Raw genomic sequence first — 15,850 nt, forward strand, 5'->3', positions numbered from 1 at the left:
CTGCGCGCCGATGGGCGGGAGGGGAGGGACGTGCGGGACCGGTCCGTGGTGCCGATGAGGTGAGGGCATGGCCGCTGCCTACACCGAGAGCATTCCGGCGCGCAGCCGGGCCAGGGTCCGGGACAGCAGGCGCGAGACCTGCATCTGCGAGATGCCCAGTTCCACGCCGATCTCCGCCTGAGTCCTGTCCTCGCCGAAGCGCAGTTGCAGGATCAGCCGATCACGTTCGTCCAGCTGCTCCAGGAGGGGCGCGAGGGTGTGGAACTCCTCGAAGAGTTCCATGGCGGGATCCACGTCGCCGAGCCGGTCCGCCAGCGGACGGGTCGTCCGGCTCGTCGTCGTCGACGGCTCGTCGCTGTCGGCGGAGGTGTCCAGGGAGCCGCTCGTGTAGCCGTTCGCGGCGACCAGCCCGTCGATGACCTGCTCCTCGGTCAGTTCGAGGTGCTGGGCGACCTCCTTGACCGTGGGGGACCGGCCCAGTACCTCGGTCAGGGCCTCCTGCGCCCTGGCGAGCTCCGTACGCAGCTCCTGCAGACGGCGCGGAACGTGCACCGCCCAGGTGGTGTCACGGAAGTAACGCTTGATCTCGCCGGTGATATAGGGGAGGGCGAGGGTGGAGAACTCGACCTCGCGTTCGGGCTCGTAGCGGTCGATGGCCTTGATGAGACCGATGGTTCCCACCTGGATGATGTCGTCCATGTCCAGACCCCCGCCCAGCACGCGGGAGCGGAAGCGCCGCGCGGCGAACTGAACGAGCGAGAGATTCATCTCGATCAGGGTGTTGCGGGCGTACTGGTACTCGCGCGTGCCCTCTTCCAGGGCGCCGAGCCTCAGGAAGAAGAGCTTCGAAAGCTGGCGGGCGTCGGCAGGCGCCATCTCCCGGGCGTTCTTCACCTCGGGCAGATCCACGTCCTGCCGTGGGGCTCCCACGGTGCCGGGCACAGCGGGCGTCATATACGCGTCTGTTGCACGAATGGGGACTGCGGCGGTGGCCGAGCGAGACATGGTGGCCGTTCCCTCCCGATTGACTGACGGCTGCTCGGGCGCTTGTGCCCGGACTTCACCTCCTTACACGCCCTCGCGGAAACTTCTTGTCCGCGGCCACCGCCGATGAGGTGGCGCCGGCCTCCGGGTGCGTGTGCCGCGGGGCTTGGCGCCCGCGACCGGCCGGCGAGCAGGCATACTCCCTTGCGGAAGCCGTACAGGTGACGATCCGGGGAGGCGGACATGACCGGAGCAGGGGACGCGTACCACGAAGGCATCGTCGGGGAGGGCTACCTGGCCGGAGCCGGGTGGGTGGTGGCGGCGCACGGGGAGCTCGACCAGGACACGCTGGCCCCGCTGGAGGACGCGCTCGCCTCTGCCGCGGATCAGCACCGGGTGGTGGTCCTGGACGCGGGCTCCATCACCTTCGGCGACTCCTCGTTCCTGAACCTGCTGCTGCGGCTGCACCACCTCACCACGCTGCGCATCGCCGCCCCCGGCGAGCAACTCCGCCGTCTCTTCGCCCTGACGGGCGCCGATACCGTCCTCTCCCTCCACCCGAGCGTCGAGGACGCCGTCGGCGGGGCGTGACCGACGCGTCCGGCCCGCGCCTCACCCGGTCCGCGTCCGCAGCGTCGCCGTACCGCCGTGCTGTCATCCCGCCGGTCGTCACCGTGACCGGGTGATCAGGTGGGCTTGCGTCGACGGTAGCCTTCATCACCGGTCGTGCGGCGATGGCGGATCCCCATCACCTCCTGTCCCCCGCACCGGCACGGTCGTTTTCTAGAGTGAGGTTGGCGGATGGCTGAGCGGACGGGCAGGGAGGCACCGGGCAGGTCGCCGGCGCTCCCTGGCGAGGACAGGGTCGGCGAATCGGAACTGCGCCAGCTGCTGGCCGGCCTGACGGCCGTACGGGACGGAGACTTCCGTACCAGGCTGCCCGATACGGCGGACGGGCTGCTCGGCGAGATCGCCACCGTGTTCAACGGGATGGCCGACCAACTGTCGCTGTTCACGTCCGAGGTGACCCGGGTGGCCCGCGAGGTGGGCACCGAGGGAACGCTCGGCGGCCAGGCGGACGTACCGGGAGTCGGAGGCGCCTGGCTGGACCTCACGGATTCGGTCAACTTCATGGCCGGAAACCTCACGGCCCAGGTGCGCTCCATCGCCCAGGTCGCCACCGCCGTGGCCAAGGGCGACCTCTCGCAGAAGATCAACGTCACCGCGCGCGGGGAGATCCTGGAGCTGAAGGAGACCATCAACACGATGGTCGACCAGCTGTCCGCCTTCGCCGGAGAGGTCACCCGCGTGGCGCGGGAGGTCGGCACCGAGGGCCGGCTCGGCGGCCAGGCGGACGTCAAGGGCGTGTCCGGCACCTGGAAGGACCTGACCGAGTCGGTCAACGTCATGGCCGACAACCTGACCGCCCAGGTGCGCTCGATCGCGGAAGTCACCACCGCGGTGGCCCAGGGCGATCTGACGCAGAAGATCCGGGTGGACGCGCGGGGGGAGATCCTGGAGCTGAAGGAGACCATCAACACGATGGTCGACCAGCTGTCCGCCTTCGCCGACGAGGTGACCCGGGTGGCCCGCGAGGTCGGCACCGAGGGCAACCTGGGTGGCCAGGCCACGGTGCGCGGGGTCTCCGGCACGTGGAAGGACCTCACCGACAACGTCAACGTCATGGCGTCCAACCTGACGGGCCAGGTCCGTTCCATCGCCCAGGTGGCCACCGCCGTCGCCCGCGGCGACCTCTCGCAGAAGATCATGGTGGAGGCGAAGGGCGAGGTCGCCGCGCTGGCCGGCGTCATCAACACGATGGTCGACACGCTGTCCGCGTTCGCCGACGAGGTGACGCGGGTGGCCCGCGAGGTCGGCACCGAGGGCCGGCTCGGCGGCCAGGCACAGGTTCCCCACGTCGCCGGTACCTGGAAGGACCTCACCGACAACGTCAACTCCATGGCGAACAACCTCACCGGCCAGGTCCGCAACATCGCGCTCGTCACCACGGCCGTCGCCAACGGCGACCTGTCCAAGAAGATCGACGTGGACGCGCGGGGGGAGATCCTGGAGCTGAAGACCACCATCAACACCATGGTCGACCAGCTCTCCTCCTTCGCCGCCGAGGTCACCCGCGTCGCCCGCGAGGTCGGCAGCGAGGGCCGGCTCGGCGGCCAGGCCGAGGTCGAGGGCGTCTCCGGCACGTGGAAGCGGCTGACCGAGAACGTCAACGAGCTGGCCGGCAACCTCACCCGCCAGGTCCGGGCCATCGCCGAGGTCGCCAGCGCGGTCGCCGAGGGCGACCTGACCCGCTCGATCACCGTCGACGCCTCGGGCGAGGTCGCCGAACTCAAGGACAACATCAACTCCATGGTCGGCTCGCTGCGGGAGAGCACCCGGGCCAACCAGGAGCAGGACTGGCTCAAGTCCAACCTGGCCCGGATCTCGGGCATGATGCAGGGCCACCGGGACCTCGCCGCCGTCGCGGAACTCGTCATGGACGAACTGACGCCGCTCGTCGCCGCCCAGTACGGGGCCTTCTACCTCGCCGAGGACGGCCCCGACGGCCCGCTGCTCATCCTGGTCGGCTCCTACGGCCGCCCCGCAGGCACCGGAAAGGGCACCGGATTCGCCCTCGGGGAGTCCCTCGTGGGGCAGGCCGCGCGCAGCCACCGGATCATCGCCACCGACCAGGTCCCCGGCGGCTACGTCATCTCCTCCGGGCTCGGCCACACCTCCCCGGGCAGCCTGATCATCCTGCCCATCGTGGTGGAGGACCAGGTCCTCGGGGTGATCGAGCTCGCCTCGTTCTCCGCCTTCACCCCCGTACACCGGGACTTCCTCGGCCAGTTGATGGAGACCATCGGCGTCAACCTCAACACCATCGTCGCCAACGCCCGTACCGACGAACTCCTGGAGGAGTCCCAGCGGCTGACCGGGGAGCTCCAGGCACGTTCGGAGGAACTGCAGGTCCAGCAGGTGGAACTGCAGCGTTCCAACGCGGAGCTGGAGGAGAAGGCGGCCCTGCTCGCCAGCCAGAACAGCGACATCGAGGCCAAGAACCTGGAGATCGAACAGGCCCGGCAGGAACTGGAGGACCGGGCCCGGCAGTTGTCGCGCGCCTCCACCTACAAATCCGAGTTCCTGGCCAACATGAGCCACGAGCTGCGGACACCGCTCAACAGCCTCCTCATCCTCGCCCAGCTGCTCGCCCAGAACCCGACCCGCAACCTCTCCCCGAAGCAGGTCGAGTACGCGGGAATCATCCACTCGGCGGGCTCGGACCTGCTGCAGCTGATCAACGACATCCTCGACCTCTCGAAGGTCGAGGCGGGGAAGATGGACGTCAATCCCGAGCGGGTGTACCTGCCGCAGCTGCTGGAGTACGTCGACGCCACCTTCCGCCCGCTGACCACGCAGAAAAGCCTCGACTTCACCGTCACCACCGCTCCCGACGCCCCGGCCGACCTGCTCACCGACGACGCGCGCCTGCGCCAGATCCTGCGCAACCTGCTCTCCAACGCGGTCAAGTTCACCGAGCGCGGCGGTGTCGAGCTGCGGATCGAACCCGCGGCGCCGCCCGAGGTCCCCGCCGGGCTCCCCGGCCGCGCGCCCATGCTCGCCTTCCGGGTACGGGACACGGGCATCGGTATCCCGGAGCAGCAGCTGGAGTCCGTCTTCGGCGCCTTCCAGCAGGCCGACGGCACCACCAGCCGCAAGTACGGGGGCACCGGGCTCGGGCTCTCCATCAGCCGCGAGATCGCCCAACTCCTCGGCGGAGCCGTGATCGCGGAGAGCACACCGGGACAGGGCAGCACCTTCACCCTCTACCTGCCGGTCAGCCGGGCGGACTACGAGGAGGAACCCCTCCCCGGGGCCTCCGGGCCCCCCGGCGCGCCCGAGGCCCCCGCGACGGCCCGGCACGCCGGCGCCGCCGGACATCCCGTACGGGCGGGCGCCGCCGGCGCGGCCGTTCCGGTCCCGCCGCAGCGGCGGGCCCGCCGCCTCCTGGTGATCGAGGAGCGTCCCCACGGCCTGCTCTCCCTCGTCGCCGAGAGCGCCGACCGGGACCTCACCCCCGGCCATCTGCCGACGGGGGACCACCGCGAGGCCGTCCAGGTGGTCAACGCCACGAGCTCACGGGAAGCCGCCGCCGCCCTGGCCTCGCACTCCTTCCACTGCGTCGTGCTCGAACTCGACATGCCCGGCGGCGAGGCCCTGCGCTTCCTCGACGCGCTCGACGGAGACCCGGCGCTCTCCTCCCTCCCGGTCCTCGCGCACAACAACCCCCGCCTGAAGAGCGGGCAGGAGCGGGCGCTGCGGGACCGGGCCGCGTCGCGCCGGCTGGAACTGCTGTCGAGTCTGGACGAGCTCCGGGAACGCATCGTGCTGCACCTGTCCGCCGACCGGCCGGGGGACGTACTGCCCCTCGTCCACGAGGAGGCGCAGGACCGGCAGGGAGCCCAGCCGCTCGACGACGACCTGGCCGGACGCACCGTCCTCGTCGTCGACGACGACGCGCGCAACCTGTTCGCCCTCAGCGGGGTGCTGGAACTGCACGGCGTCCGCGTCCTGCACGCGGAGGACGGCCGCAAGGGGATCGACACCCTCACCCGCAACGAGGGCGTCGACCTGATCCTGATGGACGTGATGATGCCCGAACTGGACGGCTACGCGGCGACCGCCGAGATCCGGCGGATGCCGGCCTACGCGGGGCTGCCCATCATCGCGGTCACCGCCAAGGCGATGCCGGGCGACCGCGAGAAAAGTCTCGCCGCCGGAGCCAGCGACTACGTGACCAAGCCGGTCGACGCCGACGACCTCATCGCCCGCGTCCGGCACTGGCTCACCGGATGACGCCCGGCACACAGCGGACCGACGACGCCCGCTTCCCGGGAACGGTTGCCGAGGTGCCGTCCCGGAACACGGTCCCGCACCACGCGCCGGCCCCCCTGGGACGCCTGGTCGCCACCGTGGAACGGCTCCGCCGCGAGGTGCGGGAGGCGCACGCCGCCGCGGACGGCAGGGCCCTGGTCGAGCTGGCCAAGGGCATCCTGATCGGACAGCTGAGCTGTACCCCCGCCGCGGCGGCACGCCAGCTCGACGAGCTGTCCCGCGAGACGGGGCTGTCCGTCCTGGAACTCGCCGCCGACATCGTCAACCAGGCTTCCCGCGACCACGTCAGCGAGGTCGCCGCCGCCTTCGCCCGGCGCACCGGCACGCCGGAACCGGCCGAGCGGTCCACCGCGGTCTCCGTGCGGCTGCGTACCGCCGAGAGCGGGGTACTGGCCGCCGCCGACGACACCCAGGCGGTGGCCGAGTCCCTCCTGACGCACGCCCTCGGGCCCCTGGGCGCGGTCGCCGTCGCCGTCTGGAGCGCGGCCCCCGACGGCTCCCTGGCCCTCGCCGGCCATGCCGGCTTCCCGCCCGGGGAAGCCGCACGCTGGCGCCACGTACCCCCGGGCGTCTCCACTGTCGCCCGCCTCGCGCTGCGCGAGCGCCGACTGGTCACCCTCGCCCGGCTCCAGCACGACGGACCTCCCTCGATCGGCCACCTCCAGCGGCCCGACGGCGGGCGGATGGCCGTACCGGCCGGGACCGGCGGACGGATCCACGGCGTCCTGGAAATCTGCTGGCCGCAGCCCTTGGCGCCGCAGCCCCCGCAGATCGAACGCCAGGTCGAGGCCCTCGCCGAACTGTGCGCCCGCACCATGGACACCGCCCCCACGGTCGATCCCGGCACGCTCGACGCGGTGCTCCCGGACGTCGCGGAGCTGATCGACCTCTCCGAGGGCCTGCACGACCCCGCCGTGGTCCTCACCCCCGTACTCGACCACGAGGGCCGGCTGACCGACTTCCGCATCCGCCACGCCGGCAGCCGGTTCGTCGATCCCGCCGGGCGGCCGCGCGGCGACGTGAACGGCGCACTGCTGCTGGAGGCCTATCCGATGGCCGGGGGCGAGAACGGGCTCTTCGACATCATCGAGCGCGTGCACGCGACGGGCGAGCCCTTCCGCGCCGAACGCATGAGCCTGACCGCGCTCGTCGATCAGATCCCCCTCACCTCGGTCGCGGACATCAGCGTCAGCCGCCACGGGGCCGCCGTCCTGCTGATCTGGCGCGTCGAGGACGAGACGGCACGACTGGCCGACCTCCTCCAGCACGCCCAGCGCCTGGGCCGGATCGGCGGCTTCGAGGAGAACCTCGTCACCGGCGGGATCACCTGGAACGCGCAGCTGTACGCGCTGCACGGACTGCCGGCCACCGCCCCGCCCGTGCGACTGCGGGAACTGCCCGGCTACGCCCACCCCGACGACTCCGCCGCCCTGGACCGCTTCCTGCGGGCCGTGCTGCGCTACCGCCGTCCGGCCTCCGTCAACCTGCGCCTGCGCAGGCCCGACGGCATCACCCGGCACATCCGCGTCGTCGCCGAGCCAGTCCTCGATGCCGACCAGCGCCTTCACGCCGTCCGCGGTGCCTACCAGGACATCTCCGCACAGCACTGGACCGAGGTCGCCCTGGCCGCGACCCGGGACCAACTCGCCCACACCGAGGCCGAGTCCGCCGAACGCAACCGCCTCGCCCTGCAGCTCCAGCACGCGATCATGCCCCCCACCCCGCAGGCCGTCGAGGCACCCGGTTTGCGCGTCGCCGTCCGCTACCGGCCCGCCGAGACCGAGTCGCTCGTCGGCGGAGACTGGTACGACACCGTGGTCCTGCCCTCCGGGCTGGTCATGCTCTCCGTGGGCGACGTCGCCGGACACGGCATCGAGGCGGCCACCGGCATGGTCGTCCTGCGCAACGCGCTGCGCGGCCTCGCCGTGACCGGAGCGGGCCCCGCCCAGCTGCTGTCCTGGCTCAACACGGTCACCCACCACCTCGCCAAGCACGTGACGGCCACCGCGGTCTGCGGGCTCTTCGACCCCAGCACCAGGGTGATGCGCTGGGCGCGCGCCGGGCACCTGCCGCCCGTACTCGTCCGCGGCGGCGAGGCGGAGGCCTTCCCGCTCATCGAGGGCCTGCTCCTCGGCGCGCTCCCCGAAGTGACCTACGCCGAGCGGGAGGTGCGGCTCGAACCGGACGACACCCTGCTGATGTACACGGACGGGCTGGTGGAGCGGCGGGACTCCTCGGTGCAGGACTCGCTCGGCCACCTCATGAACGCGGCGGCCGCCGGCGCCGGAGACCTGGACCGGCAGCTGGACCGCCTCCTCGCCGAGAGCCGGTCCGACACGGACGACGACACCTGCGTCATCGGAATCCAGGTCGGCTGACGCGGGGGCCACACCCCGGACTCGGCCGGTGATCAGCCATCGCCTCGTCCGGCAACTCCACAGCGACATCGAGTTCGACGAGCGGGGGGTGGTCCTCGACCACCCCGAACCGGCGACCGCGCCGACCCGTTGACGGGTGCTAGCGTGCGGGCATGCGTGCTCCCATCGGGTCCTTCGACAACGCGGTGCCGGCTCCGGACTGCCTCGCGGAACTCACCCCGCCCGTCGCCGAAGCGGTCCGCGGCTGGGCCGGTGACGTGCCCGCCGAGCAGATCGTCTACGTGGACACCGACCCCGAGATCGCCGACACCGCCGCCTTCGTCGCCCACTACGGGCCGGAGCTCCTCGACCGGTCGGCGAACTGCGTGGTCGTCGCCGCCCGGCGCGGCGGCGCGGTCACCCTCGCCGCCTGCCTCGTGCCCTCCGCCGGCCGGGTCGACGTCAACGGCGCCGTCCGGCGCCACCTGGGCGCGCGCAAGGTGTCCTTCGCGCCGATGGAGACGGCCGTGGAGCTGACGGGCATGGAGTACGGGGGCATCACCCCGCTCGGCCTGCCGGGGGACTGGCCGCTCCTGGTGGACGCGGCGGTCGCCGACATGGCGTACGTACTCGTCGGCAGCGGACGCCGGCGCGGCAAGCTCATCGCCCCCGGGAAGCTGTTCGCGCAGATCCCCGGGGCCGAACTCATCGAGGGCCTCGCCCTCCTCTGACGCTCAGGCGATTCCCACGGTGTACGCGGCGCGGTAGCCCTCCCCGTCGGGGACCAGGGCCAGCGTCATCGCGGCCCCGGAGGCGCGGTAGCGGCTGTCACGGGCGTTGGGGTGCTGCGGTGCGCGGCGCTCCGCGTACGGCGGCCGCGCGTACACCCGCACCAGGAGGTCCTCGGGGAAGAAGAACTGCGAGGTCGTCTCGGTACGGCGGTCGGGGCGCACCTTGAAGTGGATGTGCGGCGCCAGCCCTGCGTACCAGCCGGGCACGATCGTGCGGAACGTAGTGCGCCCGGCGGCGTCCGTGACCTGCGTACCGCGCAGGAAGGCGGATCCGCCGGTGGAGTAGGCGCCCGAGGCGTCGGCGTGCCAGATGTCGACCGCGGCGTCCGTGACCGGCCGGCAGCCCGCCGAGGCCCGCACGACGGTGAGGTCCAGCCGGAACGGCACACCCTTGCGGCCCTCGGTGATGTCGGAGCGGACCCGGTCCAGGTCCAGGTAGTACGGGCCGGCACCCGCCTCCACGGCGAGGACGCAGGCCGGGGTGCTGCCACCGGGCGACGGCGCTAGGGTCGGTGACGCGGAGGGCTGCCCTGCCGCCCCCCGGCTCCCGGCCGGGCCGGAGCAGGCCGCCGTCAGCGCCGCGACCCCGGCCGATCCGGCGGCCACCAGGAGGGCACGGCGGCTGGTCGGGGAACTGCCGTTCTCGGTCATGCGAACCTCTCCCGCGCGCTGCGTGGCCGTCGCACGGGACGCGCGACGGCCACCGATCGCGCCCACCGTGCCGGACGGAAGGCGTCCCGGCCACCACCGACACACCCGCCCGGGCAGACCGCACCGCCGTGGGGGATCGACACCCGAACGAGGACAAGAACTGACCTCGTTCACGCCTACGGTGGTGGGGTCACGAGGAGCGACAGGAGAGGAAGAAGCCGATGGACCACTTCGCCCCCGAGGGGTACACCAGCGTCGCGCCATGGGTCGTCACCGACGACACGGGCGCGCTGCTCGACTTCATCGCCGCGGCGTTCGACGGCGAGGAGATCGCCCGGGTCGCGGTCGCGGACGGCAGCATCGGCCACGGGGAGATCCGGGTCGGCGACACGGTCGTGCTGGCCTTCGACCGGCAGCCCGACTGGCCGGTGACGCCCTCCATGCTGCGGATCTACGTACGCGACGCGGACGCCGCCATGGCCGCCGCCGTCGCCCACGGAGCCCGCGTGGTCACCGAGGCCGACGACAGCGCGTGGGGGGACCGCGGGGGCCGGGTGCGGGACCCGTTCGGCAACATCTGGTGGGTGGTGAGCCGCGTCGAGGAGGTCGCGCCGGACGAGGCCTGGCGGCGCATGTCCGAGCCGAAGTACGCCGCATCCATGCGCACGGCCCAGCAGACCCTGGACGCCGAACTCAGCGGCCGCGCCTCCGGCGTGGCCAGCACCCCGCAGCGGCCGGCCGACTAGCGCGCACCTTCCGGACTTCTTCAGGGCGGCAGCCGTGGACGGCTCTCACATCCGGGCGTCGAAAGGGGGTTCCGGGCCGTGCGGTGAGTCGGTACGCGACCCGCGAGGGTGCGTCGGTGTGTTCCCTCCGGTCGACCAGTCCGTTGAACTGCAACCTTCGAGGCGGCACGAAGGCATTTCCGTGAGGTGACTGCGGGACAGCCCTCAGACCGTCCCCTCCGGGCCGGCCAGGCCGGCGAGGCTTCGCAGCTGCGCCCCGTCCAGCCGGAGATCCGCCGCGGCGACGTTCTGTTCGAGGTGGGTGAGTGAGGCGGTCCCGGGGATCGGCACCATGACCGGGGAGCGGGCGAGCAGCCAGGCGAGCAGGAGCTGTGGCGTCGTAGCGCCCAGTTCGGTGGCGATCGCGCCAAGTTCCTTGGTGTGAGCGGGTGTTGCCGCGGCGACCGGGCGCCACGGGAGGAAGGCGATACCGGCGGCCTCGCAGGCCTCCAGGACCGGCTCGTACTCCCGGTCCAGGAGGTTGTAGCGGTTCTGCACGCTCGCGATCTCGGCGGTCCGCCGGGCCTCGGCGAGTTGTGAGGCGGTGACCTCGGACAGGCCGATGTGCCCGATCTTCCCCTCCCGCTGGAGCTCGCGGAGCGCCCCCACCTGTTCCGCCACCGGCACCTTCGGGTCGATCCGGTGGAGCTGGAGCAGGCCGACGCGTTCCGTGCGGAGCCGGCGCAGCCCCTCCTCGACCTGCACGCGCAGGCTGTCCGGCCGCGCGTCGTAGCCCCAGCCCTCGGGGCCGTCGGTCCGGACGACCCCGACCTTGGTGGTGATCAACAGGCCGTCCGGGTACGGGTGCAGGGCCTCGGCGAGCAGTTCCTCGTTGGCGCCCCATCCGTAGAGATGCGCGGTGTCGATCAGCCCGACCCCCAACGCGACGGCGCGCCGGGCCACCGCGACGGCGCCGTCCCGCGCGGCACCGTGGGCGGTCGGCAGACGCATGGCGCCGAACCCGAGCCGGGACACCGGGTACTCGCCGCCGATGGAAAAGGTTCCGGTCGCGGCGGGCGTGCCTGAAGTCATCGGATTCCCCTCGTCGCCGCGACGATACCCGCCACCGGAAGTGCTGTTGACCCCTGGCCGGGCGGGGCTACCGTTGACGCTGTTGCCCGGGGACGGCGAAGGGGGAGCTTCATGCTGGACGAGGCGATGGTCGCACTGGCGGCTTCGGTGGGTTCGGGCGTCGTACAGGCCGCCGGAACGGACGCCTGGCTGGCGTTGCGGAACCGGTTGGCCCGGTTGTTCGGCCGCGGAGACCGCCGGCAGGAGACCGTCCAGCTGGAACGCCTGGACCGCACCGCGGCCGAGCTGACGGCAGCCGGGCAGGACGGCAGCGGGCCGGAGGGGGACGGGAACGAGGAACGGGCCCGGCACGGTGCGGCCTGGCGGACCCGTACCGAGGACCTGCTGGAGCAGCTGGAACCGGACGAACGGGCCGCGGCCGTCACGGAGCTCCGGGCCCTGCTCGACGAGGCCGCGCGGGCGGCGCGCCCGGCCGCCGGGGGATTCACGCGGAACGTGTTCCTCGGCCCGACGGCGGTGGTGTCGGGGGACGGCAACGTCCAGGTGAACCGGTTCGACTCCCGCCCGTGAGCGACGGCGGGCGCGAAGACGACCGCCGCGGCGACACCTACCGCGGCCCAGCCGGAGTGCAGCGCGGCAGCGGGAACCTCCAGGTCAACTTCCACGAGCACCGCGCCGGCATCCTGTCGGCCTGCGCGGTGGCCCTGGTGTGCGTGGCCACCGTGATCGCCGTCCGGGTGGGCGGCGACCCGGACACCGAGGCCGCGGCCCCGCCGCCCGGGAGCACGGCAACGGCCACGGCTCCCACACCGCGCCCCGGTACGGGCACGGCGGATCCGTCGGTCCTCACCGGGCGGCTGGTCAACGGCGACAGCCGGCTGTGCCTACGGGTGCCGGGCACCGACGACGGCCTCGTCCCGGTGCAGGACACCTGCACCGGCGCCGCCGACCGGACCTGGACGCTCGCCCCGCAGGACGGCGGCGACACCCGCACACTGCGCAACGCGCACAGCGGCCGGTGTCTGGCCGTGGCGGGCTCGGAGAACTTCGCCCCGGCCCGTCAGCTCGCCTGCACCGCCGCCCGGCACGACGGGCAGCACTGGGAACTGCAGTGGGGGAGAGGCGACCGGGCCGACCAGTTCATGCTGCGCAATGCCGTCAACGCCAAGTGCCTGGTGGTCCAGGGCCGCGAGGCGACCCGGCCCGCGGCGCAGGTTTCCTGCGGCGACCAGTACGACGACCAGTGGTGGCACCTCGCCCCCTGAGGGGCCGCCCTCGGGTGGTGGTCGTCGCAGCCGGGAGCGGGATCGAGACGGTTGCGCGTGAGTGGACCGGCGATGAGTTCTGGTTCATCGCGTCGGCATGCGGGTTCACGGACGTGGACGGAGCGCGGCTCATCGCCGGCCGGGACCGGTGAGCGGGACCGAAAGGCCGTGATCGCCTGCCCGTGTCCGCCGGGGCTTTCGTACCCGCCGCGGAAAGGGCCCGGCGCGCCCGCATGCGTCACGCCCCGGGCCACGGGGCGGCATCGTCTCGGGCGTGCGGCTCGGCGGCGCGGACACGCGGGCGCCCGCGTGTCCGCAGCATCGCCGCGCCCGCCGGCACCGCGCACCCGTGAGCTCCACCGCGACGGCGAGGTCCTCGGGCGGGCGTGCGCCCACCGGGTCGGCCCACGCCATGTACAGCGTGATGGGCAGCTTCCGGCCGCTCCACGCGAACAGTGAGCCCGACCCGACCCAGCCGAACACCCGAGGCAGCCGGCGTGGCAGACGGGCCGGTCGCGCCCGGGCGATCATCCCGACGGCGGCGGAGCCGGCCAGCGCCCAGAAACCGGAGACCGCCCCCAGCGCGTACCAGTCGGTGATCCGCTCGGCCGGGTGCGCGATGCCCGCCGTGCCGCCGGCCGCCCGTGGGCCGCGCCTCGCCCGACCCGATCCCACCGTTCCACCCGAACTCCCCTTCCGACGGCCGCAATCCCATCCTGGAAGGTGACCCCGAGGGGCGCGTCCCCCGTCTGTCGCACCCGCCTCCCCCGTCCGGGGGAGGCGTCGGGGTACCTCTGGACCACAGGCCGGGCCGGGCGAGGTCCGCGGGCACGAAAATTTCACAACTCGGCCCGGCCCGGGCGCCGTACGCGGACGGGGGCATCCACGGGCGGCCGCCGCCGTCCGCCGGCACCGGCTCCGGAGCACGCCGCACGGCCGGATCCGCGTGCGTTTCCGCGCCCCGGCCCTCGTACGGCGGGCTCGGCGCGAGGAGGTCCCGTCTGGCGTGAACCCGCCGGGCCGGCGGCGCGGCCGGGCCGGCCTCCTCCTCCGGGGACGCCGAGAACGTCCCAGGCGGCGGTGGCCCGGACCCGTACAGCGGCGCCGAGTTCGGCCCTCTCGGCCGGTGCGGGCACCGCGGCCGGGTCCGGCGGGAAATCGCGGTCCCAGGGGCAGCCACGCACCGGGCAGGACCGGGGCGCAGTCCGTGCGGCGGCGCGTGTGCCCGACTCGGGGCCGGTCCGACCGGGCCGTGCCTACGTCATGTGCGGGGCACCTTTGCTCAATCATGACCGGGGCATGGCAGGGATGTTACGCATCCGTGGGCCTCTTGTGGGTGCGTCAGGGCTGGGTCAACCTTTCGTAGGCGACGGCCTGCCGGGCACATTGTCATGGGCATGCCTATGTCCGTCAGGCCGCCGTTCCACCCCGCAGTGCCCACCCAGAGGAGGACCCCCCACATGTCCGTGATGCGTCACAGCCGCCGGAGGCTCGCCGGCATCGGCGCGACCGCCGTCGCCGCCCTCGCGCTCGGCGCGGCCGCCGCGTTACCCGCCTCGGCGGCCGACAGCGGCGCGCAGGGCGTCATCGAGAACGCCGGTGCCGCCGGAACCGTCTCCGGCAGCTACATCGTGACCCTGAAGGACTCCGCCGCACGTTCCACCGCCGACAGCGGCAAGGCCGTCGCCAAGCGGTACGGCGCGAAGATCGACAAGACCTACAGTGCCGCCCTCAACGGCTACTCCGTCGAGGTCTCCGAGGCGCAGGCACGGAAGCTCGCCGCCGACCCGGCGGTCAAGTCCGTCGTGCAGAACCGTGTCTTCACCGTCGACGCGACCCAGCCCAACCCGCCGTCCTGGGGCCTGGACCGCATCGACCAGCGCGCGCTCCCGCTCAACCAGAGCTACACCTACCCGGACAAGGCAGGCGAGGGCGTCACCGCCTACATCATCGACACCGGTGTCCGCATCACCCACCAGGACTTCGGCAGCCGCGCCTCCTACGGCTACGACGCCATCGACAACGACAACACCGCCCAGGACGGCCACGGCCACGGCACGCACGTCGCCGGCACCGTCGCGGGCGGCGCGTACGGCGTGGCCAAGAAGGCCAAGATCGTCGGCGTCCGCGTGCTCGACAACAACGGCAGCGGCACGACGGCCCAGGTCGTAGCGGGCATCGACTGGGTGACCCGCAACGCGGTCAAGCCGGCGGTGGCCAACATGTCGCTCGGCGGCGGCGCGGACTCCGCGCTCGACACGGCCGTGCGCAACTCCATCGCCTCCGGCATCACCTACGGCGTCGCCGCGGGCAACGAGTCCACCAACGCCTCGACGAAGTCCCCGGCGCGCGTGGCCGAGGCCATCACGGTCGGCGCCACCACCAACACCGACGCCAAGGCCAGCTACTCCAACTACGGCACCGTCCTGGACATCTTCGCGCCGGGCTCCTCCATCACCTCCTCGTGGGGCACCGGCGACACGGCCACCAACACCATCTCCGGCACCTCGATGGCCACTCCGCACGTGGTCGGCGCGGCGGCGCTGTACCTGTCGCAGAACCCGGCCAGTACCCCCGCCCAGGTCCGCGACGGTCTGGTGGGCGCCGCGACCCCGAACGTGGTGACCAGCCCCGGCACGGGCTCCCCGAACCTGCTGCTCAACGTGGGTGACGGCGGCACCGTCCCGCCCGGCAAGCGGTTCGAGAACACCGCCGACTACGCGATCAACGACAACGCCACCGTCGAATCGCCCGTCACCGTCGGCGGGGTCGCCGGCACCGCCCCGGCGTCACTGGCCGTCGCGGTCGACATCAAGCACACCTACACCGGTGACCTCAAGGTGGACCTGGTCGCGCCCGACGGCACCGTCTACACCCTGCACAACCGCACCGGCGGCAGCGCGGACAACATCATCAAGACCTTCACGGTCAATGCCTCCGCCGAGGTCGCCAACGGAGTGTGGAAGCTCCGCGTGAACGACAACGCGAACGTCGACACCGGCAAGATCGACTCGTGGGCGCTCCAGTTCTGAGACCAGGGAACGGCGCGTGACTTCTGAGCCGCGATGAACAGGCGGGGGCGACCACAG

11 protein-coding genes and 1 pseudogene are annotated in these 15,850 nt (G+C 72.5%); 9 read left to right on the plus strand and 3 right to left on the minus strand.

Annotation, left to right across the window (positions count from 1 at the left end):
- Positions 1–78: 78 nt before the first annotated feature.
- Positions 79–1,005 (minus strand): SigB/SigF/SigG family RNA polymerase sigma factor, encoded by a 927-nt coding sequence (locus tag ACFY0D_RS06135; RefSeq protein ID WP_390797210.1) that lies wholly within the window; start codon positions 1,003–1,005, stop codon positions 79–81.
- Between the two features lie 222 nt (positions 1,006–1,227).
- On the opposite strand from ACFY0D_RS06135, the gene ACFY0D_RS06140 reads away from it, so the two are divergent.
- The 4 genes from ACFY0D_RS06140 to ACFY0D_RS06155 all read left to right on the plus strand — a co-directional run bounded on the left by ACFY0D_RS06140 (position 1,228) and on the right by ACFY0D_RS06155 (position 8,968).
- A complete protein-coding gene (locus ACFY0D_RS06140; RefSeq protein WP_390797211.1) occupies positions 1,228–1,575 on the plus strand; it encodes an STAS domain-containing protein in 348 nt (115 codons plus the stop codon).
- Positions 1,576–1,785: 210 nt separating this feature from the next.
- Positions 1,786–5,841 carry a HAMP domain-containing protein gene (locus tag ACFY0D_RS06145; protein WP_390797212.1) on the plus strand — a complete coding sequence of 1,352 codons (4,056 nt, stop codon included), beginning with the start codon at positions 1,786–1,788 and terminating at the stop codon, positions 5,839–5,841.
- Positions 5,838–8,258, plus strand: a complete 2,421-nt coding sequence (locus ACFY0D_RS06150) for a SpoIIE family protein phosphatase (RefSeq protein WP_390797213.1) — start codon at positions 5,838–5,840, stop codon at positions 8,256–8,258. The genes ACFY0D_RS06145 and ACFY0D_RS06150 overlap by 4 nt, the downstream gene beginning before the upstream one ends.
- Positions 8,259–8,410: 152 nt before the next feature.
- Positions 8,411–8,968 (plus strand): YbaK/EbsC family protein, encoded by a 558-nt coding sequence (locus ACFY0D_RS06155; protein WP_390797214.1) that lies wholly within the window; start codon positions 8,411–8,413, stop codon positions 8,966–8,968.
- Positions 8,969–8,971: 3 nt separating this feature from the next.
- Here ACFY0D_RS06155 and ACFY0D_RS06160 read toward each other — a convergent pair whose 3' ends face one another.
- Complete coding sequence (locus tag ACFY0D_RS06160) at positions 8,972–9,679, minus strand: intradiol ring-cleavage dioxygenase (RefSeq protein WP_390797215.1); 708 nt, start codon at positions 9,677–9,679, stop codon at positions 8,972–8,974.
- A 221-nt stretch (positions 9,680–9,900) separates the two neighbouring features.
- On the opposite strand from ACFY0D_RS06160, the gene ACFY0D_RS06165 reads away from it, so the two are divergent.
- Complete coding sequence (locus ACFY0D_RS06165; RefSeq protein ID WP_390797216.1) at positions 9,901–10,425, plus strand: VOC family protein; 525 nt, start codon at positions 9,901–9,903, stop codon at positions 10,423–10,425.
- Positions 10,426–10,629: 204 nt separating this feature from the next.
- On the opposite strand, the gene ACFY0D_RS06170 is transcribed toward ACFY0D_RS06165, so the two are convergent.
- Complete coding sequence (locus ACFY0D_RS06170; protein WP_390797217.1) at positions 10,630–11,496, minus strand: aldo/keto reductase; 867 nt, start codon at positions 11,494–11,496, stop codon at positions 10,630–10,632.
- Between the two features lie 111 nt (positions 11,497–11,607).
- Here ACFY0D_RS06170 and ACFY0D_RS06175 point away from each other — a divergent pair, with 111 nt between their 5' ends.
- From ACFY0D_RS06175 to ACFY0D_RS06190, 4 genes and pseudogenes are all read left to right on the plus strand, one after another.
- Positions 11,608–12,066, plus strand: coding sequence for a hypothetical protein (locus ACFY0D_RS06175; protein ID WP_390797218.1), 459 nt, complete (start codon positions 11,608–11,610; stop codon positions 12,064–12,066).
- Positions 12,063–12,761 (plus strand): RICIN domain-containing protein, encoded by a 699-nt coding sequence (locus tag ACFY0D_RS06180; protein ID WP_390797219.1) that lies wholly within the window; start codon positions 12,063–12,065, stop codon positions 12,759–12,761. Before ACFY0D_RS06175 ends, ACFY0D_RS06180 begins: the two co-directional genes overlap by 4 nt.
- A gap of 26 nt (positions 12,762–12,787) precedes the next feature.
- Positions 12,788–12,913 (plus strand): annotated as a pseudogene (locus tag ACFY0D_RS06185) (DUF5713 family protein); the annotation flags it as partial.
- Positions 12,914–14,221: 1,308 nt separating this feature from the next.
- Complete coding sequence (locus tag ACFY0D_RS06190) at positions 14,222–15,793, plus strand: S8 family serine peptidase (protein WP_390797220.1); 1,572 nt, start codon at positions 14,222–14,224, stop codon at positions 15,791–15,793.
- Positions 15,794–15,850 lie beyond the last annotated feature (57 nt).

The organism is Streptomyces sp. NPDC001502, assembly GCF_042894785.1.
GTDB lineage: Bacteria > Actinomycetota > Actinomycetes > Streptomycetales > Streptomycetaceae > Streptomyces > Streptomyces kutzneri.